This window comes from Mesorhizobium sp. M0047 (assembly GCF_040323315.1).
GTDB lineage: Bacteria > Pseudomonadota > Alphaproteobacteria > Rhizobiales > Rhizobiaceae > Mesorhizobium.
Map to the genome: position 1 here is coordinate 88578 of NZ_JAMYUW010000003.1, position 24630 is coordinate 113207.

Genomic DNA, 24630 nt, shown 5'->3' on the forward strand with positions numbered 1-24630 from the left:
CTGCCCTGTTAGCTGGATAATGCGACCGTGCTACCGTGCCCAATTAATTTGCAGCGACATCGATAAGTTTCACGGTCGGCAGATAGCTTCCGGTGTTCGCCTTCTCACCGGTGGCAAGGTGGGGAGAGCCCGCAAAAGCCGCCCGTTTTTCGCGTTCCCAACTCGTCGGGCTGCTTGCTGGTGCTTAATGTCCAGGGCCGGACGACCGCATACAATTGGCAAGCAGCCGGCGTTTCAATGAACTCTATGGTTCACGCCGCCTTTCTGGAAGCCCTGAATGGACGATCGATCGTAAATGCATCTGGTCGGATGCGTCCCTCAACCTGGCTCCAGGTCACGGGATGGGCAATCGGGAAGCCGGGTCGCGCCCGTGGGGAGAAGGGGCAAACCGCAGTGTTGTCGCGCCCGTTGCGGAAGTAGTCAATGAAGATGCGGCCTGTAAGAAGTGCACGCTCACCCCGCTTGGGCGGCGAGAATAGCGTCCCGCATCTCCGGGAAGGTATCGAACCTCGTCTCGCTGCTGAGATGGCCTCCGCCCGGCACAATTTCGAGTGGGGACTCCAAGGATGTCGCAACGTCCTGCGAGCGAGACAACGGGACGTAGGGATCATCATCGCTTGCCCAGCAACGAAACGCTCGTCCTTTGCGCTCACGAATTGATGACCAGTAGAATGGCGTCTCGAAAAACGAATTATTGATGGGGTCGTAATCTGGAAGACCCAGCGCCCCAACAAAGCCCGCCGCCAGAAAAAGACCGTGGACCGGCTTGACTGACCGCTCAACGAGGCGGAGCGCGAATGCTGCTCCTAGACTATGGCCCACGAGAATGGTCGAGGCCGGCGGAAGCGGTTCAATCGCTAGATCGTAGACCTCGAACCAAGCCGAGAGAGATTGACCTTCCGGGGTGGGGAAATGAGGACGGACTACTTCGATCCCCTCCGCGTTAAGCTCTTGGTGAAGCCAAGGAAACCAGTTTGTCTCCGGTCCGCCATGCGCGCCATGTATTATGATCGCCCTGAGCGGCGTTTCGATCTTAGTCATTCAATCTCTCCCAATGCAAATTGACATGTTAAATTGATATGTCAACGTGGCATCAAAGTGAAAACCTTTAATATCGCCCGGGGTCCGAGGTTGCGAACTGGCTATTGATCCAGGCAGAGATGTCCGCCCTCCAGTCATCCGGCGTTGGGCACGGTGTTTTCTCGATGAAGTTTATGCTGCTGCCACTGCCGTTGCCGGCAAGTGCCGGCGAGGCGCATCCTGGTCATGAGAAGCCACCAAAGTGCGGCAGCACCCACCAGGCGACCAAAGGGGCGGTTCAATTCGGCCATCAAGCGCTGCTGATCGTCGCGGTCGGTGCATGCGCCCCAACGATTTTTGACATGCCAGATTGACATGTCAGTTTAATAGATTTAGCTTTTTGGTATGAGCTACTCGATGACGATCCAACGGCGCCAGACATCGACCGACCCGAGCTGTAAATCTTGGGTGAGCACCGGCAAGCGCGGCGGCCGCGCGACAGCTTCGCGTCTATTTTTGACGGGATCGGATCACCCTATCAGCCACGGCTCCGCACAATTATCGTTGATAGCAACGCCTCCGGGTATCGGCCCGGCGGATGCTCGGCTAGTCTGCCGGGCGCAAAATAATACCGTTCCCCTGACGATAGCGTCGCGGACGCCTGGGATAGAGCCGGTCGATCATGGACAACATGCCAGACACCACTGCCAAGGAGCTCTCCGCAGTCGACCTTGCTTACAATGGCATCATCGATCTGGTGTTGAAACGCGAGTTGCGGCCCGGGGAAAGAACCTCGGTGTACTTGTTGGTGGATCGGCTGCAGATCGGAAGAACTCCGGTCAGGGAAGCAATCAATCGCTTACAAAGCGAAGGCTTCTTGTCGGTCGCCGGGCGGAGCGGAACGGTTGTCAATCAGATCGACCGGGTCCAAGCAAGTCAGCTCTTTGCCTTGCGCCTGACGCTGGAAACGTTTGCCGCCGACTACGCGGTGAGGAACGTAACGGGCGAGGATCTTCAAAATCTGACCGTCGCCGTAGAGAAGTTGGGCTCGGCAGGTTCGAGCGCCGATTTTGTGCGTGCGAACACAGAGTTTCATTCCGCAATTGTGGCTCTTGCCGCCAACCCGACATTGATGAGGTTTTATGCACAGTTGCAGATCCAACTTCATGTCGTGAGTTACCTGGCAGAGCGCGGCCCGGATGCCGAGGCAGCGACTGCCCGGCATCGGGAGCATCTGGACATTTTAGCAGCTCTCGTGGACCGCGATGCGGATGCTCTGAAGGCTGCTTTGAAAAGCCACATCCGCACGACGGAACGAGCGATTCTCGGCAAATAGCCTGCTGTCTTCTTCCAACGGAAAGACAACCACTTCGCAGCGTCTTAGTCGGCGGAATATTGAATCATTGTTATCGTCGCCGCACGCTGGTTCCAGCTGTGCGCTGCTTCTGCGCGGCATATCGGATCGATGTCAGCGACACATCATGGCCGAATACCGTTCACGGGCAACCATCCGATTCAACCCTTTTCTGAGATCCGGAAGCTCCCAATGCGTTTGACAAACAAGACAGCAATTATCACCGGCGGTGGCTCGGGGATCGGCCGCGCGACCGCGATCTCCTTTGCGAGAGAAGGAGCCTTCGTCTGCATCGCCGACCGAAGTGAAACAGACGGTTCGCGCACCGTCGACGAGATCATCGCTACGGGCGGAACGGCTTTTGCCGTCACGACCGATGTTTCAAAATTCGAAGACGTTACGATGATGGTAGACCGGGTCAAGGCGACCTGGGGCCGCATCGATATTCTGGTCAACAATGCCGGCTATGGCATTGGAGGGACTGTAGTCGATACTACCGAGGCTGATTGGAATGCCCTGATGGCGACGAACGTCAACGGCGTATTTTTCGGCTGCAAGGCCGTCATTCCGATCATGGCAGCCCAAGGGGGCGGATCAATCATCAATACCGCATCGGCCGTCTCCGTGGTTGGCATCTACGATCGGGCTGCTTACGTGGCGTCGAAAGGAGCTGTTGCGGCGCTTACCCGCGCAATGGCTCTCGACCACGCGGACCAAAAAATCCGCGTCAACTGCATTGGCGCGGGCACTGTTGAATCACCCTATTACGATCGCTTGTTCGCCGCGAGCCCGGAGCCAGACAAACTGCGGGCTCATCTTGAACAGCGGCAGTTGTTCAATCGCCTTGGCCGCCCCGAAGAAATCGCGGCGGCGATGCTATTCCTGGCTAGTGACGAGTCGTCCTTCTGCACCGGATCAACGCTGTTTGCGGACGGCGGCTGGACCGCGCGATAGGCATTCGTCCGTTAATAAAAAAGGTGACCTGTTATGGACTTCGTTGAAGCCCTCGGCCAACGCATGGGCGAAATAGCCAACGCCTGTACAGCTTGCGGCAAGTGCTTCACTGCCTGTCCCATGACCAAGGCAATCGGCATCGATCATGCCGAGCCGACCGGCGTGCTGCATGGAATGATCGACCTGCTGCGCGGCGGCGAAGGAACGGAAGAGGCTGCGCGGTGGGGAGCCGCCTGCTCCAGCAGTGGTCTGTGTGGCGATGCATGCGATTATGGGGTCGATCCACGGATGCTGGTCCGGCTGGCGAACTATGCGCATAGCCAGAAACGCGATGGCTCGGCAGTCAAGGCTAATGCCATAAAGTCCTTTCGAGCCATGGCAAAAACAGTCCGGGTGGTGTCGCGTCTTCAGTTGCCGAAGGGTGAAATTGAACGGCTACAGCCGACCACTGCTGCGAACAAACCACAGGTCAGACCGGACGTGGCGCTCTATACGGGCTGCAATATTCACAAAACACCGCATATCCTGATCCTCTGCCTCGATGTACTTGAGCGGATCGGTGCCACTTATCAGGTGATCGGTGGGACATCGGCATGTTGTGGCATCAATCAGTTTCGCGCTGGCGACGGGGAAACTTCCGGGCGAGCTGGCCTGAGCACGCTGTCGCAAATTCAAGAAATCGGCGCTCAGACCAAAGTATCCTGGTGCCCCAGCTGCCAGTCTCAGTTCGACGAGATCATTATTCCGAACTACGAGAAGATGACGCAGGATCGATCCTTCACCCTTCAACCGTTCTACGAATATCTTGAAGAGCGGCTCGACCAGCTCCGTCCACATTTCAGCCATGTCGTCAACAAGACCGTCGCATTGAACGAACGTCCTGGTCTGCCGGGCGTGGCAAGGGCGGTCAAAAATATCCTCGGGGCGATACCAGGTGTCAAACTCGTCGAACTTGATGTGCCCCACGTTGGGCTGATGTCGAACTATCTCACGGTGACACCGCGCTTCAAAGAAGAGTTACGCGAAATGGAATTTCAGGCGGCCGCGGACGCCGGCGTCACGACGCTGGCGACGGTGTTTCACGCCTGTCACCGCGAGCTCTGTCATTTCGAGAAAGACGTCTCGTTCGAAATCATCAACGTCATGGAGATCATCGGCGAAAGCATGGGGCTTCACGCCGACGACATCTACAAACGTATCAAAATGATGGATGGCGTCGACCGGATGATCGCCGAATGCGGCGACATGATCATCGAACATGGGCTGGACCCCGACGAAGCCCGCGACATCCTACTCGCCGACCAGCTTGCCGCCAAACCGGTCCAGGGCGCCGTGATGGAACGCGATTGAGGAAGGAAGAACAATGCCAAGCGTAGTCTTTATCTCATCGCGTGGGCAGCGCCACGAACTGTCTTTCGATCGTCCAACCTCGGCGATGCAGGTGGCTCGCAGCCATGCCGTCGCGGGCATCGAGGCCGAGTGCGGCGGGACGCTCTCTTGTGGGACCTGCCATGTCTATGTCGACGAGGCTGATGCCGGACGGGTCGGCGCGGCTTCGCAACAGGAAAGTGACATGCTGGATCTCGTCGCCGCCGAGCGCACCCCGACGAGCAGGCTGTGTTGCCAGATCGAATTGTGTGACCAGCTCGACGGTGTGGTTCTTCACATCCCCGAGACGCAATTCTAAGCGCGAGCCCGAACAAAGGACAATAGGATGAACAGGATTGTCATTCTTGGGGCCGGCCATGCGGGATGCCAGCTGGCATTTGCCTTACGGGCCTGCGGCTATCAGGGCGAAATTAGCCTCGTCAACGGAGAGGACGCGCTCCCCTATCACCGTCCTCCCCTTTCAAAGGCGTTCCTTAAATCAGGTCGGGCAGATGAATTACTGCTGCGCGGGGAAAGAGCGTTCGTCGAAAACCGCATACAGCTCTGCCGCAATACGGCGCAGGTGATCAATCGCACCCGACGCGAGGTCACGATGGCCGACGGCATGTCGCTGCCTTACGACCATCTGGTCTTGGCGACCGGCACGGTCAACCGACGCCTGCAGGTTCCAAGCGGTGACCAAGGTGTGTTCTATCTGAAGAACGTGAGCGACGCAGAGGCGCTGCGAGCGGCATTGCCGCGCGCCCAGCGGGTTGCCATCATTGGCGCGGGCTTTATCGGTCTCGAGTTTGCCGCGTTCGCAGCTGGCGCCGGCAAGTCGGTCAGCGTCATCGATCTCGCTGACAGGGCGATGGCGCGCACTGCGTCGCACGAGATATCGGCATTCTTTGAAAGACGCCATTTTCAGGCCGGTGTGCAGTTTCGGTTTTCCCGCAAGATTGTTGACGTAGTTCGAAAAGACGGCGCTGCCTGGGGACTTCTGCTTGATGGGGAAGACTTAGTCGAAGCCGACCTTATCGTTGCCGGCATCGGTGTAATCGCGAACAGCGACCTTGCCGAAGCCAGCGGTCTGGAAACCGAAAACGGGATTGTAGTCGATCGCTATCTGACGACGTCCGACCATTTCATCTCGGCGATCGGCGACTGCGCACGTTTTCCAACCAGTTATGCGCCGAATCGGGTTCGCCTAGAAAGCGTGCAGAACGCCAACGACCAGGCGCGCAGCGTTGCCGAAAAACTCACCGGCAATAAGTGTCCGTACACTGCGGTGCCATGGTTCTGGAGCGATCAGGGCTCAGACAAATTGCAGATCGCTGGCCTGACCGGCGCGACCGATCACCGCGTCACACGCGGATTGCCCGACGAAAACAAATTCTCGGTCTTCAGCTTCCGTGAAGATCGTCTGATCGCAGTCGAGTCCGTCAACCAGCCAGCCGACCACATGCTAGCTCGACGCCTGATCGCGGCAGGAACTCAGGTCGATCCAGCACGGGCGGCAGACGCGAACTTCCAACTGAAAACGCTCATCTGCTGAGCACCCGACATGGAATGATCAATGTTACAGTTCGAAGGGGTTTTCCCCTATGTCGTATCACCTGTCGACACCGGCGGCACCGTTCGACAGGATGTCCTGCACCGCTTATGCGACGACCTAATCGGCAAAGGCGTTCACGGTCTTGCCGCACTAGGATCCACCGGTGAGTTTGCCTATCTGAACCGCTCGCAAAAAATAGATGTCGTGCGGGCGGTCGTGGAGGCTGCGGCCAAACGCGTGCCGGTGATTGCAGGTGTTTCATCGACTGCCACCGACGACGCAGTCGAAATGGCAAGGGCCTACGAGAGGCTGGGTGTCGATGGCATCATTGCCGTCATCGATTCTTATTTCCCCTTGGCATCGTCACAAATCGAAGGCTACTTCCATGCTATCGCCGATGCGGTTGAGGTCCCCATCGTCATCTACACGAACCCGAACTTTCAACGAACCGATCTTGGTCTCGACCTAATCGAACGCCTCGCGGAGCACGACCGCATTCGCTACATCAAGGACGCTTCGTCCAATACCGGGCGGCTGCTTTCGATCTTGGAACGCTGTCGCGGCAACATCGACGTCTTTGCTGCCTCCTCGCACATTCCCGCGGCGGTCATGCTGATTGGCGGCCGCGGCTGGATGGCCGGTCCTGCCTGTCTGATCCCTCAGCAATGCGTTCGGCTGTTCGACCTCTGCAAGGCAAAGGACTGGGAGGCGGCGCTTGCCCTTCAGGTCAAGCTTTGGCGGCTCAATGAGATCTTCAATCGTTACAACCTGGCCGCCTGCGTTAAAGCGGGCCTCGCCATCCAAGGCTACGACGTCGGCGATCCCATCCCGCCGCAATCTCCGATGGGAGTGGCTGAGCGCGCGGATCTTGAGGCGCTGCTGAGCGACTTTGAATAGATGGTTCCACTGGGCACGGCCTGGGAGCCATATTTTCTCTCTTTTCTGACATGTCAGATTGACATGTGAAAAATACCTGTCAGAGTTTACAAAAGCCGCTCGGAGAAAGCGGTGCGAACAAGCCGGGGACAAACGCGATCTTTTGACCAGTCCCCATCCTGTCAAACAACCTAAAAGGGGACACTATGTCGGACATCGCGCAAGTAGTTGGCGTCGAAGAGGAAATATCGCCCGCCTCGTCGAGGACCCTCGTCGCCTTCTCCACCATGATCGGGACCACTATAGAGTGGTACGATTTCTTCATCTTTGGGACAGCCAGCGCCATTATCTTCAGCAAGGTCTATTTCCCTTCATTCGATCCGGCCGTGGGAACCTTGCTGGCACTGACGACCTTTGCCGCCGGGCTTTTTGCGCGGCCGTTCGGCGCTATTCTCTTCGGTCATTTCGGAGACCGGATCGGTCGTAAAAAAATGCTCGTTGCCGGCTTGCTGCTGATGGGGATCCCGACCGCGTTGATCGGAGTTCTTCCGACCTATGATCAGATTGGTATTTTGGCACCCATTTGCCTCCTTCTCATCCGCATCTGCCAGGGTGTCGCCCTCGGTGGCGAATGGGGTGGAGCTGTGCTGATGGCCGTCGAGCATGCGCCCACAAAGCGTGGCGGTCTATTTGGAAGCTTGCCGCAGATGGGATGTCCCGCGGCTCTGATCCTGGCAAGTGCTGCCTTTTCCCTGACCGGCTCGTTACCAGCCGAGCAATTCGAGGCGTGGGGCTGGCGGTTGCCCTTCATTGCAAGTTTCACCCTCGTCGTTGTCGGTTTTTTTATCCGACGCAAAGTCAATGAATCGCCAACCTTTAAGAAGCTTGGCGCGTCCGGCGGTATTATCCAGATCCCCCTCGCCCGCGTTTTCTCGAAGCACCTCAGGGCCGTCCTGCTAGGCACCGCCGCAAAGCTCGGCGAAATCACGCTCTTTTGGCTGTTTGCAGTTTTCGTTCTCTCTTATGCAACCAACAAGCTTCAGCTGCCACGCAGCACAGTCCTAAGCGCCACAACCGTCGGAGCCGTAATTCAATTCGTCCTGATGCCCCTCTGCGGGATCCTGAGCGACAAATTCGGCAAGCGAATGGTGTTCAACATCGGAACAGCTCTTCTTACGATCAGCGCGGTTCCGATGTTTCTCCTTATTGATACCGGACGGGTCGAACTCGTCTGGCTGGCGATCATCTTCGCCCTTGGGATTCTCTATCCAATAATGTACGCCCCGGAAGCATCCCTTTTCGCGAACCTCTTCCCGGTCGAGGTGCGCTACACAGGCCTTTCCCTTTGCGCCAACATTGGGGGCGCAATTGGTGGAGGAATCGCCCCCATCGTGGCCAACATGCTTCTCGGCCATTTCGGTTCGGCAACATCGGTTGGCGTCTACCTCGCAGCCATCTCTCTCATCTCACTTCTGAGCGTTCTAGCGATGAAGCCACGCTATGACGCATCGACGGAGTGATCCGTCTTCATCCGTAGACGCTTCCCATTGTTCATGGACGGCGCTTCGCGTCCATGAACCTCCCAAAAGCGTAGGAGATCGAGCCATGTTGACACCTGAAATGCCATCACGCCTGCTTACTGAGGTTGAGATTGAACGCTTCTGGACTGACGGCGTCATTATAGTACGCGATTTTTATCCCGAAAACTGGGTCACTACCGTTCGAGATGCCCTTAATGAGATTTGCGGGCTTCAAGACGAAGAGACCGAGTCAGCAAAAGATCCGCGGTTCCGGGCAGATGCCTATACCTGGCACACAAACGATCGGTTGAGAGACTTTTCCCTTTTTGCGCCTACCGCGCATGCGGTCAGACAGGTGTTGCGGTCCGAGCGTATCAATCTGTTTTGCGACCAAATCTTCGTCAAGCAGGCCCATAACGTCGAACGCACACCCTGGCATCACGACTTCACGTTCTTTCCGCTGAGTGGTGATCAGATCGCATCGGTTTGGACTTCTACCGATCCTGTGACGACAGCAGAATCCGCTCTGGAATTTGTCGCGGGGTCCCATCGCTGGCCGCAGCGCTTCCGACCCCTTGGTGTCGGCGGCGTCGTCAAGTCAGTCGCGCCCCTCTCGCAGACGCCCAATTTCGACGCGGATCGTGAGCAATACCAGATCATGAGCTGGGACATGCAGCCTGGCGACGCGGTCATTTTCCATGCGTTGACCCTTCATGGCGCGCGCGGCAAGCCAGCGGGAAATCTCAATCGCCGTGCTATCGCCACGCGTTGGTGCGGTGACGACGCACGATTCACCCCAACAGGCAAAGAACTACAAATTCCTTGGTCGCACGGTCTCAAGGCGGGCGATCCGATCGGTGGGCCGGTATTTCCGCAGGTTCTTCCGCAGATCAACGAAGAAGAAATTTCTGCAAGGATGAATGGCCCTATCCCTCCAGACAAAGACCTTGTGCGTCAAAATATGGAACTTGCTTCCCGCTTCGAGAAAGTGGCCTTGTAGTGTCATTTACGCAGTAGTTCGCGTTTAGCAAGTAAGCAAGCAACTGCACTTCGGGATCGCCAGGCCTTGGCAATGGCCTTGCCGATAAAACAACAAGCCGGAACGAACAAGTGTCATCAGGTTTAGAAAAATTCATATGCTTGGACTCTGTCAGGAAGTCCTTTGGCGCGAATGAAGTGATCAAAGGAGTAGATCTTGCTGTAAGGCGTCAGGAGGTCTGCGTCATCATCGGTCCCTCTGGAGGAGGGAAAAGCACGCTCCTGCGCTGTATAAACCTCATCGAGCCCATCAACAGCGGCACGATCTCTATCGACGGGCTGATGATCACAGCCCCCGGGACAGATATCAACCTGATCCGCCGCCGGGTCGGCATGGTGTTCCAGCAGTTCAATCTTTTTCAGCATCTGACAGTCATGCAGAACCTTACGCTCGCGCCGCGCAAGTTGCTCGGCCTTAGCGCATCCGCCGCTCGAGAGAAGGCAACCGGGTTGCTGCAGCGCGTCGGCCTTGTCGAGAAGGCCGGCGCCTATCCGAAACACCTGTCGGGCGGCCAGCAGCAGCGCATCGCAATCGCCAGGGCGTTGATGATGGACCCCGAGGTCATGTTGTTTGACGAGCCGACATCATCGCTCGACCCTGAACTCGTGTCCGAGGTGCTCGACGTAATGCGGGACCTCGCATCCTCTGGCATGACTATGCTCTGCGTCACCCACGAACTGGGCTTCGCGAGGGAGATCGCCGACAGGATTATCTTCGTCGAAAGCGGCACCATCGCCGAGGCAGGCACTCCAGACGAGGTGTTTAAAACGCCCCAGCGGGAGAGGACGCGCCATTTCCTGAAAAAAGTACTTCGATAGCCTCTGACGGAGCGAGTTTTTCCATGGATGCGTTTCTCCACACTTTCTTCGATTTTTCCGAGATGAAGGCGATCTTCCCAACCCTTGTCGAAGAGGGATTGTTCAATACCTTCACGATTGCCTTTCTCTCGGTCAATATCGGCATGCTGATCGGGATCGTCCTGGCAGCTATGCTTTCCTCTTCCAATTCGTTGCTGCGTATCCCGAGCCGGATCTACATCGATATTTTCCGTGGGCTGCCCGCTATTGTCACGGTCAGCCTTATTGGCATCGGATTGCCAAGCGCCGGTTTCACCTTCTTCGGTCGTTCACCCACCGCCTATGCGGTGCTGGCTATCGGCTTGATCTCCGGATCCTACATGGCTGAGGTTTTTCGGTCTGGGATACAGAGTGTACCGAAGGGACAATATGAGGCCGGGAGATGCCTGGGCTTCACGGGTTGGCGAACGATGCTTTACGTTATCATCCCACAAGGGGTGAAGAACGTCCTTCCCGCGTTGGCGAACCAATTTATCATCGCCATAAAGGAAAGTTCGTTGGTCTTCGTGCTTGGATTGGCCGCAGGTCAACGTGACATCTACTTCATTGGCATGCAGCGCCAGGAATTCACCTACAACGCCTCGGCGACCGTTGCTGCCGCCCTGCTTTACGTAGCCATCACGGTCCCACTCACCTACGCGGTGAATGCCTGGGACAAACGCCTTCAACGCTAGTGCGAACAGTCAGCCGGTCTGACGTGAAAGGGAAAACGGATGTCGTTCATGATTGCAGTAAAAAGCGTAACCAAGTCGCTCTTCGGTTTGAGTATGGTTTTCTGCCTGGGCCTGGATGGTGCCGCCCAGGCGCAGGAACTGGACGTCGAGCTCGCCAATAAAGGTACTATCTCAGCAGTTTACATACAGCAGCCGCCATTCATATCCACCTCCGCTGGGGGAGAGCCGGTGGGCTGGATTGTGGATCTTAATGAAGAGGTCTCCAAAGAGCTCGGCATCCCCTTCAAATATTACACGTCGGACGCCAGCCGGGCCATGCAGGCAACTGTCGCCGGCAGCTACGATATCGTTTCTTCCATTCTGTACGAAACACCCGAACGCAAACAGCACGTAGCCTTCACGAGAAGTATATTCGTCGGCGGCTCCGCCGTGCTGTCGCGGCCGGAGGAAGCAATTGCTTCAAGCAAAGATCTGGCCGGAAAGAGAGTCGGAGCGACTCTTGGCACGCTGCAGCTGAAATGGGCCGAAGAAAAACTGACGGACGCGCAGGTTGTAACGCAGAGTTCCGATGCGACAGCAATAGGTCAGCTCATTACCGGCAACATCGATGCGTTCGTGACCGGCGCACCGCAGGCGGCTGACATCCTGCTCAAGCAGGGATCGAAGCTCAAGCTCGCATTTCCGGTGCCTGTGGAGTTCCCGAGCGCCATGGCTGTGGGGAAAAATCGGCCGAAGCTTTTGGCCGCCATCAACAAGGCGCTTGCGAAGATCGTCGAGGATGGTCGTTTCATGAAGATCTACAGCAAGACTTTTGGCGACTACCCGATACCGGAGGAGATGATGACCGAATGGCCGCAACTGCGCGCGCAGCTTGCGCGCTGATCGACCCCCATAGCACCGTGATGGTGGTCACCGCCCTTACCCACAACGATCATAATCATCAGATATTGGCGTGAAAGGCCCGAAAACATTGATGGTCATCGATGACGTTTATGCATTCCAAGGTGAGGTCGAGCAGTGGAGACGTCAGCTGCACAGCAGGCCTGGCATTCTCTACGAGGTCGAGGAGACCGCGGAGTTCGTCAGGCAGAAACTGGAGAGCTTCGGTGTGGACCAGGTGGTCTCCGGAATCGGCCGCACGGGGGTGGTCGGCATTATCAAGGGTCGGCATGAAGGCAATAAAGTCGTGGGATTGCGGGCGGAACTGGATGCGCTGCCACTATCCGAAATGACGAACGCACCGTGGAGATCCATTTATCCTGGGAAGATGCATGCTTGCGGGCACGATGGTCATACGGCCATGCTCTTGGGGGCTGCCCGACATCTAGCCGCTACACGCGAATTCGCCGGCACGGTTGCCCTCATCTTCCAGCCAGCAGAAGAGGGTGGCAAGGGCGCCGCGGCCATGATCGACGACGGACTGCTTGAGTGCTTCCGGATTGCCGAGGTATACACAATGCACAATATGCCTGGCCTGGCCGTCGGCAAATTCGGCATACGGGAGGGTGTCGTCCTCGCAGCATCTGACAATTTCCGGCTCACGATCAATGGGCGAGGCTCCCACGCCGCCGAACCGCATAAGTCGAGCGATCCGATTGCGATCGGTGTTCAAGTGGTGAGTATGCTGAACAGCATCATCTCCAGAAACATCGATCCGCTCAAAAGCGCCGTACTCTCGGTCGCCAAATTTCATTCCGGCACCACCTATAACGTCATTCCGGAATCGGCAGAGATCATGGGTACCGTGAGAACGCTTGATGAGGAGGTGCGCGAGGTCGTTGAGGCAAAGCTGCGCAATATTTGCAAAGCCGCTGCGGTTGCGCATGACGTCGTGGTCGATGTTGAGTTCGAACCATATTGCTCCGCTACTATCAACGGAAGCGAAGAGACTGGATACGCAACAGCGGCGGCGCGTGCCGTGGTTGGAACGGAGAATGTGATAGACGATATCGATCCCATGATGGGGGCCGAGGATTTCGCCTATATGCTGGAAAAGAGACCGGGTGCCCTCATCTGGATTGGCAATGGCGAGAGTCCAGCATTGCACAGCCCGCTCTACGACTTCGACGACCGGGCACTTCCATTCGGCGTTTCGTATTGGGTGACGCTGGTTGGGTCGAGACTGTCGGGCTGAAGCGAAGTGTTGTGGAGGCTGGCCGCTCGCGCGGGCATCCTGCCCCCCCGACCCGGCCTTCGCGCAGCGCTGGATCGCGACGGGCACCACCTTCACCAAAGTAGCCATCGACATGGGGATCCTGACGGCTGGCCCCGAAGCGATCGCGAAACAGTTCCAGGCGCTTGAGCGGCGCCCGCATTGCACATACCACTCGAGCCGGCAGGATCGGCGCCTTTGGCAATCGGAAGCGACGCGACCTCGACTTTGGCTCTATTCGACGACGACGGTCTCCTTGGAGATGATCCGTCCGACAGTCGACATATCGATGAAGTTGACGTGATCGGGATCGACCTTGGTCCTGAAATTCTCGGACGAATAGAGCGCATCTATATCCTCGAGGCTGTCGAACCAGCCTTCGACCACCGCATCGTAGCTCGGTTCTGGAAAACCCGGGGCTGGAACCGGGTAGGAAACGACGAAGCGGCGGATGAGCTTTGCTTCAGGAATATTGAAAAGAAGCGGTGCGTGCACCTTGCGGCGATAGTCCATGAATTCTTGCTGGCTCATCCCCTGCCGGCGTTTGAAGGTTATGACGATCTTGAACATGAAAGTCTCCTCTTTGAAAGATAAAGCCCTCGCGGGCTCATCGAGGAGATAGCAAAATAGGCCGGGACGACCCATATTCAGATATCCCTAAAACTTTCGCGATCGTCCCCAATGCCTGTAGATCCCCTTTCTGATGTCATCTCGCTTTTGAAGCCTCACACCTATGTCGCCGGAGGGTTGGACCTCGGCGGCGACTGGGCTTTGCAGTTCAAGGATCATGCCGGCGTCAAGTATTTTGCCGTCGTCAGAGGCGGTTGCTGGCTCGCCGTGGAAGGAGAAGTAAAGCCCCTTCGGCTCGACGCCGGCGACTGCGTGCTTTTGCCGAGCGGCAAGCAGTTTCTCATGGCAAGGGACCTCACCTTCAGCCCGATGCGCTTCGATGAGGTGCCGGAAAGCCATTGGCGCGGCGGCATCGCGACGTTGAATGGCGGTGGCGAAACCCTGGTGCTCAGCGGTCACTTCGCCTTCACTGGCGAGCATACCGACATGTTGCTGGGAGCCATGCCGCCGATTGTTCGATTAAAAGACGACGATGAAAAAGTCGGCTTGCGCTGGTCTCTCGAAAGGATGCGACGTGAGCTCATCGATGCGCAGCCGGGCGGCGTTCTCGTTGTGCAGCACCTCGCCCATCTGCTCCTTGTGCAGGCTCTGAGGCTTTATATGTCGCAAGGGGTCGGACGCGGTGTCGGCTGGTTGTTTGCCCTGAGCGATCCGAAGATCGCGGCGGCGATCGCAGCCATCCACGCCGATCCCGGCACTCGCTGGACGCTGCCGCTTCTTGCCGAGAGGGCTGGAATGTCGCGATCGAAATTCGCACTCCGCTTCAAGAATGTCGCCGGGTCCTCGCCGATCGACTATCTCAGGCGTTGGCGCATGCATCTGGCCAGCACCCTCCTGAGCCAGGGGCGCCAGCCGGTCTCGGTGATCGCCACTTCCCTCGGCTATGAGTCCGAAGCGGCGTTCAGCACGGCCTTCAAGCGCACCATGGGTTGCTCGCCGGGCAGATATTCGCAGCAGGCCTGACGGCCGCTCCCTCCGTCCCTGCGAGACCAGGCGTGAGCCCAGCCGAGGCATGCCTGATCCTGGTGCACCTTGCTGTGTCTGTGTCTGATCGCGCTTACCGAAGCGTTTGCGGCAGAGCCGCCCTTGAGTCTGTCACCTGTTCTGTTGTCTCCTTCGCCCCAAAACGCGGATCAGTTGATCTTAGGCAGGAGTTCGTCGATGCTCTGTTTGGCGTCGCCATAGAACATCCGCGTATTTTCCTTGTAGAAGAGCGGGTTCTCGATTCCGGAATAGCCGGTACCTTGGCCGCGCTTAGAGACGAAGACCTGCCTGGAGTTCCAGACTTCGAGGACCGGCATGCCCGCGATGGGCGAGTTCGGATCCTCCTGCGCGGCTGGATTGACGATGTCGTTTGAGCCGATGACGATGACCACGTCCGTGCTTGGAAAGTCGTGGTTGATCTCGTCCATTTCAAGCACGACGTCATAGGGCACCTTGGCCTCGGCGAGCAGCACGTTCATGTGGCCGGGAAGACGGCCAGCCACCGGATGGATGGCGAAACGGACGGTCTTGCCGGCGGCGCGCAGCTTCCTCGTAAGCTCGGAGACCGACTGCTGCGCCTGCGCTACCGCCATGCCGTAGCCGGGGACAATGATGACCGAATCCGCATCGTTGAGCGCCGACGCGACGCCGTCGGAGCCGATAGCGATCTGTTCGCCCGCGATGGCCTGCGCCGGCCCGGTCGTGTTGCCGAAGCCGCCGAGGATAACCGAGACGAACGAGCGGTTCATCGCCTTGCACATGATATAGGAGAGGATCGCGCCCGACGAACCGACCAACGCGCCCGTGACGATCAGCAGATCGTTGCCGAGCGAGAAGCCGATGGCAGCCGCCGCCCAGCCGGAATAGCTGTTCAGCATGGACACGACGACCGGCATGTCGGCACCGCCGATCCCCATGATCAGATGGTAGCCGATGAAGAAAGCCGCGAGCGTCATCACGGCCAGCGCCCAGAGATTGCCGGTCTGCAGATAAATGACCAGGAGGACGAGCGACAGGATCGCCGCGCCGGCATTGAGGACATGCCCACCCGGAAGCTTCTTCGCCTTGCTGTCGAGTTTGCCAGCGAGCTTGCCGAAGGCGATGATCGAGCCGGTGAAGGTGACCGCGCCGATGAACACGCCGAGGAAGCTCTCGACGCGCAGGATGGAGATCTCCGCAGGCGTCTTCTGCGCCAGCGTCAGGGCGAAGCCCGACAGATGCTCCAGTGGCTCCAGCGCGTTCGCCATCGCTTCGGGATTGCCGACAAGGGCGGCGAGCTGGCCAAGCTGAGCAAGCTCGAAATGCGTGTTGAAGCCGATGAAGACGGCGGCGAGACCGACGAAGGAATGCAGTGCCGCCACGAGTTGCGGCATCTCCGTCATCTGCACGCGGCTTGCGACGACAGAGCCCAGCCCCGCGCCGACGAGAAGCATGATCGCGATCAGCCAATGATGAGCGACGTCCGGCGTCAGAACCGCGGCGACGACCGCCAGCGCCATGCCGGCAATACCGTACCAGATAGCGCGCTTGGCGCTTTCCTGCCCCGATAGGCCCCCAAGGCAGAGGATGAACAGGACGGCGGCCACGATATAGGCCGCGATCACGATGCCCGGGTTCGAGGCGTGCGCGCCCAAATTATTCAGATTGATCATTTCCCGGCCTCAGGACTTCTGGAACATGGCGAGCATGCGCCGGGTGACGAGAAAGCCGCCGACGATGTTGATCGTGGCGATCAGGATGGAGAGCGCGGCAAGGGCAGCGACCAGTGCCGAGGACGATCCGATCTGCGCCAGCGCGCCAAGGATGACGATACCCGAGACCGCATTGGTCACCGCCATCAGCGGCGTGTGTAGCGAGTGGCTGACGTTCCAGATGACCTGGAAGCCGACGAAGCAAGCGAGCATGAAGACCACAAGATGGCTCATGAAGCTCGGTGGAGCGTAGTAGCCGGCAAGCAGGATGAGGACCGTGGCGACGGCAAGAAGCATGACCTGCGTGCTGGTCGCGGCCTTGAACGCGGCTGTCTCCTTCGCGCGCTTCTCTTCCGGCGTCAGTTCCTTCACCTTCTCCTTCGGTTTCTGCGCGGCGATGGCCGCGATCTTCGGCGGCGGCGGCGGGAAGGTGATCGCGGCTTCGAAGGCAACGGTCGCACCGCGGATGACATCGTCCTCCATATTGTGGACGATCCTGCCGTCCTTGGCCGGCGTCAGATCGGTCAGCATGTGGCGGATGTTGGTCGAATAGAGCGTCGAGGATTGCGATGCCATGCGGCTAGGGAAATCCGTATAGCCGACGATGGTGACGCCGTTGTCGGTGACGATCTTCTGGTCAGGCTTCGTCAGTTCGCAATTGCCGCCGCGCTCGGCGGCGAGGTCGATGATGACCGAACCCGACTTCATCGCCTCGACCATGTCCTTCGTCCAAAGGACAGGCGCGTCGCGGCCTGGAATCAGCGCTGTGGTGATAACGATGTCCATCTGCGGCGCGAGTTCGCGGAACTTTTTGAGCTGCGCCTCGCGGAACTCGGGGCTCGACGGGGCGGCGTAACCGCCGGTCGCCGCGCCATCGACCTGCGCTTCGGAGAAGTCGAGATAGATGAACTGCGCGCCCATCGATTGGATCTGCTCGGCGACTTCGGGACGTACGTCGAAGGCAAAGGTCATCGCGCCCAGCGAGGTTGCCGTGCCAATGGCGGCGAGACCGGCAACGCCGGCGCCGACGATAAGGACCTTCGCAGGCGGCACCTTGCCGGCGGCGGTTACCTGTCCGGTGAAGAAGCGGCCGAAATTCGCGCCGGCCTCGATGACGGCGCGGTAGCCAGCGATGTTGGCCATGGAGGACAGCGCGTCCATCTTCTGAGCCCTGGATATGCGCGGCACCATGTCCATGGCGATGACGTTGCCACTGGTGCCCCTGGCCTGCTCCAGCAGATCCTTGTTCTGCGCCGGATAGAAGAAGGAGATCAGCGTCTTTCCGGGCTGCAGCCGCGCTATCTCGGCAATCTCCGGGGGCCGCACCTTGGCGATGACGTCCGCGGTCTCCCACAGCGCGGCTGCCGTCGGCGCGATATGGACGCCGGCCTTCGCATAGGCCTCGTCGGAGAAGCCTGCCGCAACGCCCGCGCCTCTCTCGATCGCGCAGGCATAGCCCAGTTTCTGCAATTGAAGCGCGCTATCGGGCGTCATGGCGACGCGCGCCTCGCCCGCGGCTATTTCCCTAGGCGTGCCGACCCTCATCTTTTCCACCTGAAGTCCCTTCAACCCGCTGTCCATCCGCCATCAACCATTAGAGCTGTGCCAGTCACGAGGGCCGAGGCGTCCGAGGCCAAGAACACGACGGCTCCCATGATATCTTCGACTGTGCCCAGCCGTCCGAGCTTGATCTTCTCGAGAACCCATCGAGCGCGATCGGGATTGGCGAATGTCTGGTCGGTGAGCGGCGTGCGGATGAATGTGGGGCAGATCGTATTGACCCGGATGCCGGACGATCCCCACTCGATGGCCATCGACTTGGTAAAGCCTTCGACCGCGTGTTTCGTGGCGCTGTAGACGGCGCGATCGGGACCGCCGACATGGGCCATCTGCGAGGAAATGTTGATGAGGGAGCCGCCTCGGTCCGCCGCGATGAGGCCCTTGGCCACGGAGCGGGTGAGGAAGTATGCGCCCCGCACATTCGTGGCAAGCACCGAGTCGAAATCTGGTTCGGTTGTCTCCAGCGCCGGCCCATGACGCGCAATGCCCGCGCTGTTGACCAGGACATCAAATGGGCCAGCCGCCGTAACCGCAGCTTCAGTGGCTGCTGCGTCGGCGACATCAAGGGACAGGGCCTTGGTCGCATGACCGGCTGCGCGCAAAGCGTGTACAACAGGGTCCAGTCTTTCCATCGAGCGCGCTGCCAGCACAACCTCGGCGCCAGCTCCGGCCAGGGCCACGGCCGCTCCTACGCCGATGCCGGAAGAGGCGCCCGCCACAAGCGCCCGCTTACCGTCCAAGCGGAAAGACGGCATCTTTGGGAGATCATCGATCATCTGTACCAACCTGTTAAGCGCTCTGATCGGGACTCCCGAACTATTGCGCGGCTCCGCCGTAGGGGACGTTCTGGCCGCCATAGCGGCGGACGCGGACATTGGCCTGTTCGGCATGCCCAACGAAGCCTTCCAGCAAACACAGACGCGAGCAGTAGGCGCCGATTTCCGCCGCCGCGGCATCGCTCGTCACCTTCTGATAGGAATGGGTCTTCAGGAACTTGCCGACCCACAGTCCGCCGGTATAGCGACCGGCCTTCTTTGTCGGCAGCGTATGGTTTGTGCCTATGACCTTGTCGCCATTGGCAACGTTCGTCCTCGCGCCGAGAAAAAGTGCGCCGTAGGAATGCATGTTTTCAAGGAACCAGTCGTCCCGATCGGTCATCACCTGCACATGTTCGGAGGCAATCTCGTTGGCAACAGTCAACATCTCTTCGTATGTATCGCAAACGATGACCTCGCCGTAGTCGCGCCAAGACGCCGAAGCAGTCTCGGCGGTCGGCAGGATCGCGAGAAGGCGCTCGATCTCAAAGAGCGTTTCGCGTGCCAGCTTCTGGGAGTTTGTGAGAAGAACTGCAGGCGAGTTGTAGCCGTGCTCGGCCTGTCCGAGAAGGTCAGTTGCGCACAGTTCGGCATCGACCGTCTCGTCGGCAATGACCATGGTTTCCGTCGGGCCCGCGAAGAGATCGATGCCAACGCGGCCGTAGAGCTGTCGCTTGGCTTCCGCGACGAAGGCGTTTCCCGGGCCGACCAGCATGTCGACCGGACGGATCGTCTCGGTCCCGATCGCCATGGCGCCGACGGCCTGCATACCTCCAAGCACATAGATTTCATGAGCGCCGGCCTTGTGCATTGCCGCAACGATTGCCGGGTGCGGCTTGCCCTTTTGTGGCGGGGCTGCTGCCACGATCCTTGGCACGCCAGCTACGGTCGCCGTCAGCACGGACATATGCGCCGAGGCGACCATCGGGAACTTGCCGCCTGGCACGTAGCAGCCCACCGACTGCACCGGGATGTTGCGGTGGCCTAGCGTGACGCCGGGCAGCGTTTCGATCTCGATGTCGCGCATCGATGCCCTCTGCGCTTCGGCAAACCGCCTGATCTGCGTTTGGGCGAAGTCGATGTCCTCCATGTCGCGCGCTGAGACCATCGAGATCGCCGCGTCGATCTCCGATTGGCTGAGCCTGAAGGAAGGCGGTGAGTAGCCGTCGAACTTTGCAGACAGTTCGCGCACCGCTGCGTCGCCTCTCGTCTCAATGTCCTTCAAGGTTGCTTCGACGGTGGCACGAACCCGTGCATCGTCCTCGGATCGCAGGACTTCAGACTTGCCGCTTTTCAGGATGGTAACAGCCATGGATCAGATCTCCCTATTGCCGGGGAGAATATGATGCTATGGAATGAGTGCAAGTTATCATGACGTTTTTGAAAAAGTTTCATTACAGGTCTCCGTGAAACCCACTGCAAAACAGGTCGCGCATGCCGCCGAGGTGTCGCTCGCCGCCGTATCGCGGGCGTTCACACCGGGTGCCTCACTAAGCTCCGAAAAGCGAAGGCGAATCCTCGCCGTTGCAGAAAAGCTCGGCTATGTGAGCCCAGCGCGTCGGACAGCGAATGCGATTGCAGCGGGAACGATCACCCTTGTCGCAGGCGATCTTCTCAATCCGTTCTACCCAACCGTGCTCGATACGCTCGCAAGGCAGCTGCAGGCCAGCGACAGGCAATTGCTGGTCTATACGATGGCGGCCAATGCGGACGTGGACGCGATCACACCGCAGATCCTTGCCGCACGGCCGGCCGCCATTATCGTGACGTCGGCTTTCCTGACGTCGACGATGGCGCGTGCATGCCGGCAGCAACAGATCAAGGTCGTGCTGCTCAATCGCATACAACGCGACATCCGGGTGAATTCCGTCGCCTGCGACAACTATCAGGGGGGCCGCGATATTGCGCATCATCTTGTCGCCGCCGGCCACCGGAAGATCGGTTTTATACGGGGCCTCGCCAACACCTCCACGAATGCCGAGCGCGCTCGTGGGTTCCGCGACGCTCTGGCCGAATCCGGTATTGCGATCCATGTCGAGGCGGCCGGAGATTTCAACTATCATACAGCCTACAAGGCGAGCATCGACATACTGTGCGGCGCCGACGCACCTCAGGCTCTTTTTTGCTGCAATGACATTATGGCGCTCGCCGCCATCGATGCGGCCCGGGAACTGGGTCTGGCCGTTCCTCGCGACCTCGCGATCGCAGGTTTTGACGACATTCCAATGGCGAGTTGGAACGCCTACTGTCTCACCACGGTCCGCCAGCCCGTCGAGCGCATGGTTCATGAGGCATTGAACCTCATCGATGATACCACGATCAGGCCTTCCGACGGCGGGATCATCCGCACGCTTCCTGGAACGCTGATGGTGAGGAAGAGCGCATGACGTTGTGTCGTCGCGCCTGGCCCGCCATGTTCGCCTGCCCGCAGCTTCGCGCCGATCCTCGTGTAAATCGGGTTATCGCGATCGCTATGGCCAACCTGAGCGTTGGTCCTGCGGTTGCACCGATCGTATCGGCGGCAGCCGCTGCTCGCCTTGGGAGGCATCACTGCCTGGCGGCGGATCTCTTTTCGCCAGTCGCGGAACCCGACTCGCTGTCTCACTCAGCTGCTCACACAGCAGGGGACGTTTCGCGGCCACAGGACTTGACCTCGACCAGTTCGATCCAGTTGCCGCTGGGATCGCGGACAAACACGTAGTCAAACCCCAAGCCAGAGGAAGCCACATCACCTTCGACTTCAGTTCCCGCCGCACGCAGGCGCTCAATTTCGGACGCCAGGTCAGGCACCTGCAACGCGAAATGCTTCGCGCCTATCTGGTGGAGATCGGTCCGCAACGAACCCATTTGGTCAGAGGCCATTACCGGCCGGCCTGAACTGAACAGCTCCAGTCGGCCATGTGGTCCGGCAAGAACGGTCAGTGTGAGTTCGTCAGCCCACAGTTCGCGTTGAGCTTCTTTTTCCAAACCGAAGCCTGCATAGAAGGCCAGGCTGGCACCGAGATCGCGGACACTGATGGCAATGTGATGCATGACGCACTGCCTCATCGCCGGGTGCGGGCATAGGCATCCAGTGCGACAGCCGCGACTACAATGGTGCCCTTGATGACCAGCTGATAATTGGAATCGACTGCCAGCGAATCCAGCAAGTTGGTCAGTACCGCCACGATGAGCAGTCCTATAGCGCTGCGCCAGACGGCCCCCTCGCCGCCCATGAGCGATGTGCCGCCAATCACGACTACTGCGATTGCATCAAGCGCCATGGTCGAGCCAATGTCAGCCTGTCCGATGGAAAGGCGCGAGGCGATGATCATGCCGGCGACAGCCGCGCAAGCGCTGCAAATGACATAGGACGAGGCGCGGATCAGAACGGTGCGTAGCCCGGCGAGCCGCGCCGCTTCGTCATTTCCACCTATGGCATAGAGCGATCGACCATAGGTGGTCTTCGACAGCACGATTTCACCAACGACAAAGATGATGGCCATGAGCCAGACGCTGACCGGAATTCCGACCACGGCGCCTCGACCAAGCCATGTGAACGCCGCGTCCGACACGACGAAGGGGGAAGATTTGGAATAAAGCAACGCCAATCCAGAGAACACCGACGTCGTTCCAAGCGTCGCCACGAATGGGTTCACATTGAGCCGGGTAATGGTCACGCCATTGACCAGGCCTCCAAGCACACCGATTGCGATGACCAAAGCCGCCGCCAGCGGCAGGGGCCAGCCGGCCACGGCCAAGCTCGCAAAGACGGTCGCGCCGGCCGCATACATGGAGCCAACGGAAAGATCGAAGCCCCGGGTGATCATGACGAGTGTCATGCCGACCGCGATGATCCCCAGCGGTGCGTTCTGGCTGAGGATGTTGCGGATGTTCAATGGGTTGAGGAACCGCGGATAGAGGAGCTGCGAGACGATGATGAGCACGGCGAGTACGACGAGAAGCCCATACTTCATCGCAAGATCGCCCCAGGAAATGCGGAGGTCGCGGATGTCTGTCGCTCCGCCCAGCATGGCTTTGGTACCAGTGACTGACTCATTGGTGAGCATGACGGTTTCCTTCTACTCCAAAGGCGCAATTCAAGATGGCATGGACGGAGAGTGGTTTTTGCGCGTGATTGAGTTCGCCAACCAGCCGGCCTTCCGACAAGACAATGACGCGATCGGCCACCGCGACGATTTCCTCAAGTTCCGAGGAGACGATGATGACGGCGATGCCCCGCTCCGCGAAATCGCGCAGCGCATCCAGGATTTCCGACTTTGCGCCGACATCGATTCCGCGGGTCGGCTCGTCGACCATCAGCACCTTGGGCTGCTCATAATCCCAGCGCGAAAGCAGCACCTTTTGCTGATTGCCACCGGAAAGATTGCCGACCGGGTCGCCGAGGCGGCGCGGATCGAGACCGAAACGATCGGTGGATTTGCGGCTGAGGCTCCTGAGCCGGGCGGTGTCGACGAAGCCGTGACGGCCCACGCGACCGTAATTGGCCATCACAACGTTATCAGCGCAGGCCATGCCCAGCACCAGTCCTTGAGATTTTCTGTCCTCCGGCACCAGGGCAATTCCGTAGTCGCGCGCCGCGCGCGGCGCAGTCGGCCAGGCAACTTCACGGCCATCGACTTCGAGCCTTCCACTGGCGCGCGGCTCCATGCCGGCAATCGCGCGAAGGAATGTCGTTCGACCGGAGCCGACAAGGCCGCCGATGCCGAGTATTTCGCCAGGCGAAATGCTGAGTGACAGATCGGTCACCGCCGAGGGGACCGTAAGCCCGCTGACCCGCAGCACGGGTTGGTCTGGCACCGTGGAGACACGATCGCGCCGGTGGTAGATATCGCCGATCGCTTCGCCCAGCATGGACGCGACGAGCGTGGACTTTGTCCACGACGATTTCGCTCTGGTTTCCACGAGTCTGCCATTGCGGAAGACGGAGATGTATTGGCTGATGTCGAGCACCTCGTCGAGATTGTGGGAAACGTAGACGAGCGTGTGGCCCTGATCGCGCAATTCGCGCATGACGGCGAACAAGGCTTCGCGCTCGGGTGGAGCGAGCGCCGTCGTCGGCTCGTCGAACAGGATGATATTGGAGTCGGCCTGCAGTGCCCGCATTATCTCGAGCATCTGCTGATCGGCTACCGACAGACGGCGGGCCTCCGTTGCCGGATCGATGCTGACCTTCAACCGCTCACATAGTGCGGCAAAACGTTGATGCATGGACCGCTCCTGAAGAAATCCCTGCCGCGCCACCGTCTGTCCAAGGAAAACATTGGCGGCGGCGCTCAGAGCAGGCACAATCGTCAGTTCCTGGTAGATCGCCGATATGCCCTGGGCCCGCGCCGCGCGCGGATCGCCCAGCGTTGCCGGCTTGCCAAAAAGAAGCACCTGTCCCGAGTTCGGCGCCGTGCGGCCGGCCAGAATCCCCAATGTCGTGGACTTGCCGGCGCCGTTCTGGCCGACGAATGCATGGATGGTGCCCGCCTTGATGTCCAGCCGGACTGGATGAAGAGCCATCACGGGACCGAAGGCTTTCGACACATCCAACAGCGAGATTGCAGGCGAGGTCATCGAAATTGCTCCACTGGAG

General features: G+C 59.1%; 24 protein-coding genes and 1 pseudogene. 15 read left to right on the forward strand and 10 right to left on the reverse strand.

Annotated features, from left to right (window positions below):
* Window positions 1-251: 251 nt before the first annotated feature.
* Window positions 252-437 (reverse strand): annotated as a pseudogene (gene ligD / locus NKJ89_RS03670) (non-homologous end-joining DNA ligase LigD); the annotation flags it as partial.
* A gap of 16 nt (window positions 438-453) precedes the next feature.
* Window positions 454-1041, reverse strand: coding sequence for an RBBP9/YdeN family alpha/beta hydrolase (locus NKJ89_RS03675; RefSeq protein ID WP_352599960.1), 588 nt, complete (start codon window positions 1039-1041; stop codon window positions 454-456).
* Between the two features lie 164 nt (window positions 1042-1205).
* Here NKJ89_RS03675 and NKJ89_RS03680 point away from each other — a divergent pair, with 164 nt between their 5' ends.
* The 13 genes from NKJ89_RS03680 (at window position 1206) to NKJ89_RS03740 (ending at window position 13351) form a co-directional block, all read left to right on the forward strand.
* Window positions 1206-1394, forward strand: a complete 189-nt coding sequence (locus NKJ89_RS03680; protein WP_352599963.1) for a hypothetical protein — start codon at window positions 1206-1208, stop codon at window positions 1392-1394.
* 308 nt (window positions 1395-1702) lie between these two features.
* On the forward strand, window positions 1703-2356 hold the full coding sequence (locus NKJ89_RS03685) for a GntR family transcriptional regulator (protein WP_352599965.1): 654 nt from the start codon (window positions 1703-1705) through the stop codon (window positions 2354-2356).
* Between the two features lie 210 nt (window positions 2357-2566).
* Window positions 2567-3328 carry an SDR family oxidoreductase gene (locus NKJ89_RS03690; RefSeq protein ID WP_352599967.1) on the forward strand — a complete coding sequence of 254 codons (762 nt, stop codon included), beginning with the start codon at window positions 2567-2569 and terminating at the stop codon, window positions 3326-3328.
* A gap of 33 nt (window positions 3329-3361) precedes the next feature.
* On the forward strand, window positions 3362-4678 hold the full coding sequence (locus NKJ89_RS03695) for a 4Fe-4S dicluster domain-containing protein (RefSeq protein WP_352599969.1): 1317 nt from the start codon (window positions 3362-3364) through the stop codon (window positions 4676-4678).
* 13 nt (window positions 4679-4691) lie between these two features.
* Window positions 4692-5015 (forward strand): 2Fe-2S iron-sulfur cluster-binding protein, encoded by a 324-nt coding sequence (locus tag NKJ89_RS03700; RefSeq protein WP_352599971.1) that lies wholly within the window; start codon window positions 4692-4694, stop codon window positions 5013-5015.
* Window positions 5016-5042: 27 nt separating this feature from the next.
* Window positions 5043-6251 carry an NAD(P)/FAD-dependent oxidoreductase gene (locus NKJ89_RS03705; protein WP_352599973.1) on the forward strand — a complete coding sequence of 403 codons (1209 nt, stop codon included), beginning with the start codon at window positions 5043-5045 and terminating at the stop codon, window positions 6249-6251.
* 21 nt (window positions 6252-6272) lie between these two features.
* Window positions 6273-7148, forward strand: a complete 876-nt coding sequence (locus NKJ89_RS03710) for a dihydrodipicolinate synthase family protein (protein WP_352599975.1) — start codon at window positions 6273-6275, stop codon at window positions 7146-7148.
* 185 nt (window positions 7149-7333) lie between these two features.
* Window positions 7334-8647, forward strand: a complete 1314-nt coding sequence (locus NKJ89_RS03715) for an MFS transporter (RefSeq protein ID WP_352599977.1) — start codon at window positions 7334-7336, stop codon at window positions 8645-8647.
* 85 nt (window positions 8648-8732) lie between these two features.
* Window positions 8733-9647 carry a phytanoyl-CoA dioxygenase family protein gene (locus NKJ89_RS03720; protein ID WP_352599979.1) on the forward strand — a complete coding sequence of 305 codons (915 nt, stop codon included), beginning with the start codon at window positions 8733-8735 and terminating at the stop codon, window positions 9645-9647.
* Between the two features lie 134 nt (window positions 9648-9781).
* Window positions 9782-10504 (forward strand): amino acid ABC transporter ATP-binding protein, encoded by a 723-nt coding sequence (locus NKJ89_RS03725; RefSeq protein WP_352600317.1) that lies wholly within the window; start codon window positions 9782-9784, stop codon window positions 10502-10504.
* 23 nt (window positions 10505-10527) lie between these two features.
* Window positions 10528-11217, forward strand: coding sequence for an amino acid ABC transporter permease (locus NKJ89_RS03730; RefSeq protein WP_352599981.1), 690 nt, complete (start codon window positions 10528-10530; stop codon window positions 11215-11217).
* Between the two features lie 39 nt (window positions 11218-11256).
* A complete protein-coding gene (locus NKJ89_RS03735; RefSeq protein ID WP_352599983.1) occupies window positions 11257-12099 on the forward strand; it encodes a substrate-binding periplasmic protein in 843 nt (280 codons plus the stop codon).
* A gap of 88 nt (window positions 12100-12187) precedes the next feature.
* Window positions 12188-13351: a M20 aminoacylase family protein gene (locus tag NKJ89_RS03740; protein WP_502904082.1), complete on the forward strand. Its 1164-nt coding sequence runs from the start codon at window positions 12188-12190 to the stop codon at window positions 13349-13351.
* Between the two features lie 252 nt (window positions 13352-13603).
* Here the strand turns inward: NKJ89_RS03740 and NKJ89_RS03745 are convergent, their stop codons facing one another.
* A complete protein-coding gene (locus tag NKJ89_RS03745; RefSeq protein ID WP_352599987.1) occupies window positions 13604-13939 on the reverse strand; it encodes an EthD domain-containing protein in 336 nt (111 codons plus the stop codon).
* 111 nt (window positions 13940-14050) lie between these two features.
* On the opposite strand from NKJ89_RS03745, the gene NKJ89_RS03750 reads away from it, so the two are divergent.
* Window positions 14051-14962, forward strand: a complete 912-nt coding sequence (locus NKJ89_RS03750) for an AraC family transcriptional regulator (protein ID WP_352599989.1) — start codon at window positions 14051-14053, stop codon at window positions 14960-14962.
* A 170-nt stretch (window positions 14963-15132) separates the two neighbouring features.
* Here NKJ89_RS03750 and NKJ89_RS03755 read toward each other — a convergent pair whose 3' ends face one another.
* The 4 genes from NKJ89_RS03755 to hisD are packed head-to-tail and all read right to left on the reverse strand — an operon-like array spanning window position 15133 to window position 20361.
* Window positions 15133-16635, reverse strand: coding sequence for an NAD(P)(+) transhydrogenase (Re/Si-specific) subunit beta (locus tag NKJ89_RS03755; RefSeq protein WP_352599991.1), 1503 nt, complete (start codon window positions 16633-16635; stop codon window positions 15133-15135).
* A 9-nt stretch (window positions 16636-16644) separates the two neighbouring features.
* Window positions 16645-18219, reverse strand: a complete 1575-nt coding sequence (locus NKJ89_RS03760; protein WP_352600319.1) for a Re/Si-specific NAD(P)(+) transhydrogenase subunit alpha — start codon at window positions 18217-18219, stop codon at window positions 16645-16647.
* A 20-nt stretch (window positions 18220-18239) separates the two neighbouring features.
* On the reverse strand, window positions 18240-19010 hold the full coding sequence (locus NKJ89_RS03765) for an SDR family NAD(P)-dependent oxidoreductase (protein ID WP_352599993.1): 771 nt from the start codon (window positions 19008-19010) through the stop codon (window positions 18240-18242).
* 40 nt (window positions 19011-19050) lie between these two features.
* On the reverse strand, window positions 19051-20361 hold the full coding sequence (gene hisD, locus NKJ89_RS03770) for a histidinol dehydrogenase (protein WP_352599995.1): 1311 nt from the start codon (window positions 20359-20361) through the stop codon (window positions 19051-19053).
* A 133-nt stretch (window positions 20362-20494) separates the two neighbouring features.
* Between hisD and NKJ89_RS03775 the strand changes: the two genes are divergently transcribed.
* Complete coding sequence (locus NKJ89_RS03775) at window positions 20495-21436, forward strand: LacI family DNA-binding transcriptional regulator (protein WP_502904078.1); 942 nt, start codon at window positions 20495-20497, stop codon at window positions 21434-21436.
* A gap of 226 nt (window positions 21437-21662) precedes the next feature.
* Here NKJ89_RS03775 and NKJ89_RS03780 read toward each other — a convergent pair whose 3' ends face one another.
* Genes NKJ89_RS03780 through NKJ89_RS03790 form a run of 3 tightly spaced genes read right to left on the reverse strand, consistent with a single transcriptional unit; the run spans window position 21663 to window position 24611 of the window.
* Window positions 21663-22082: a VOC family protein gene (locus NKJ89_RS03780; RefSeq protein WP_352599999.1), complete on the reverse strand. Its 420-nt coding sequence runs from the start codon at window positions 22080-22082 to the stop codon at window positions 21663-21665.
* Between the two features lie 11 nt (window positions 22083-22093).
* Complete coding sequence (locus NKJ89_RS03785; protein ID WP_352600001.1) at window positions 22094-23098, reverse strand: ABC transporter permease; 1005 nt, start codon at window positions 23096-23098, stop codon at window positions 22094-22096.
* Window positions 23085-24611, reverse strand: coding sequence for a sugar ABC transporter ATP-binding protein (locus tag NKJ89_RS03790; protein WP_352600003.1), 1527 nt, complete (start codon window positions 24609-24611; stop codon window positions 23085-23087). Before NKJ89_RS03790 ends, NKJ89_RS03785 begins: the two co-directional genes overlap by 14 nt.
* Window positions 24612-24630 lie beyond the last annotated feature (19 nt).

What these genes read in the sequence shown, in the direction of transcription:
- NKJ89_RS03675 (WP_352599960.1), bottom strand. Translation starts at nt 1,041, where the DNA reads ATGACTAAGATCGAAACGCCGCTCAGGGCGATCATAATACATGGCGCG.
- NKJ89_RS03680 (WP_352599963.1), top strand. Translation starts at nt 1,206, where the DNA reads ATGAAGTTTATGCTGCTGCCACTGCCGTTGCCGGCAAGTGCCGGCGAG.
- NKJ89_RS03685 (WP_352599965.1), top strand. Translation starts at nt 1,703, where the DNA reads ATGGACAACATGCCAGACACCACTGCCAAGGAGCTCTCCGCAGTCGAC.
- NKJ89_RS03690 (WP_352599967.1), top strand. Translation starts at nt 2,567, where the DNA reads ATGCGTTTGACAAACAAGACAGCAATTATCACCGGCGGTGGCTCGGGG.
- NKJ89_RS03695 (WP_352599969.1), top strand. Translation starts at nt 3,362, where the DNA reads ATGGACTTCGTTGAAGCCCTCGGCCAACGCATGGGCGAAATAGCCAAC.
- NKJ89_RS03700 (WP_352599971.1), top strand. Translation starts at nt 4,692, where the DNA reads ATGCCAAGCGTAGTCTTTATCTCATCGCGTGGGCAGCGCCACGAACTG.
- NKJ89_RS03705 (WP_352599973.1), top strand. Translation starts at nt 5,043, where the DNA reads ATGAACAGGATTGTCATTCTTGGGGCCGGCCATGCGGGATGCCAGCTG.
- NKJ89_RS03710 (WP_352599975.1), top strand. Translation starts at nt 6,273, where the DNA reads ATGTTACAGTTCGAAGGGGTTTTCCCCTATGTCGTATCACCTGTCGAC.
- NKJ89_RS03715 (WP_352599977.1), top strand. Translation starts at nt 7,334, where the DNA reads ATGTCGGACATCGCGCAAGTAGTTGGCGTCGAAGAGGAAATATCGCCC.
- NKJ89_RS03720 (WP_352599979.1), top strand. Translation starts at nt 8,733, where the DNA reads ATGTTGACACCTGAAATGCCATCACGCCTGCTTACTGAGGTTGAGATT.
- NKJ89_RS03730 (WP_352599981.1), top strand. Translation starts at nt 10,528, where the DNA reads ATGGATGCGTTTCTCCACACTTTCTTCGATTTTTCCGAGATGAAGGCG.
- NKJ89_RS03735 (WP_352599983.1), top strand. Translation starts at nt 11,257, where the DNA reads ATGTCGTTCATGATTGCAGTAAAAAGCGTAACCAAGTCGCTCTTCGGT.
- NKJ89_RS03745 (WP_352599987.1), bottom strand. Translation starts at nt 13,939, where the DNA reads ATGTTCAAGATCGTCATAACCTTCAAACGCCGGCAGGGGATGAGCCAG.
- NKJ89_RS03750 (WP_352599989.1), top strand. Translation starts at nt 14,051, where the DNA reads ATGCCTGTAGATCCCCTTTCTGATGTCATCTCGCTTTTGAAGCCTCAC.
- NKJ89_RS03755 (WP_352599991.1), bottom strand. Translation starts at nt 16,635, where the DNA reads ATGATCAATCTGAATAATTTGGGCGCGCACGCCTCGAACCCGGGCATC.
- NKJ89_RS03760 (WP_352600319.1), bottom strand. Translation starts at nt 18,219, where the DNA reads ATGAGGGTCGGCACGCCTAGGGAAATAGCCGCGGGCGAGGCGCGCGTC.
- NKJ89_RS03765 (WP_352599993.1), bottom strand. Translation starts at nt 19,010, where the DNA reads ATGATCGATGATCTCCCAAAGATGCCGTCTTTCCGCTTGGACGGTAAG.
- hisD (WP_352599995.1), bottom strand. Translation starts at nt 20,361, where the DNA reads ATGGCTGTTACCATCCTGAAAAGCGGCAAGTCTGAAGTCCTGCGATCC.
- NKJ89_RS03780 (WP_352599999.1), bottom strand. Translation starts at nt 22,082, where the DNA reads ATGCATCACATTGCCATCAGTGTCCGCGATCTCGGTGCCAGCCTGGCC.
- NKJ89_RS03785 (WP_352600001.1), bottom strand. Translation starts at nt 23,098, where the DNA reads ATGCTCACCAATGAGTCAGTCACTGGTACCAAAGCCATGCTGGGCGGA.
- NKJ89_RS03790 (WP_352600003.1), bottom strand. Translation starts at nt 24,611, where the DNA reads ATGACCTCGCCTGCAATCTCGCTGTTGGATGTGTCGAAAGCCTTCGGT.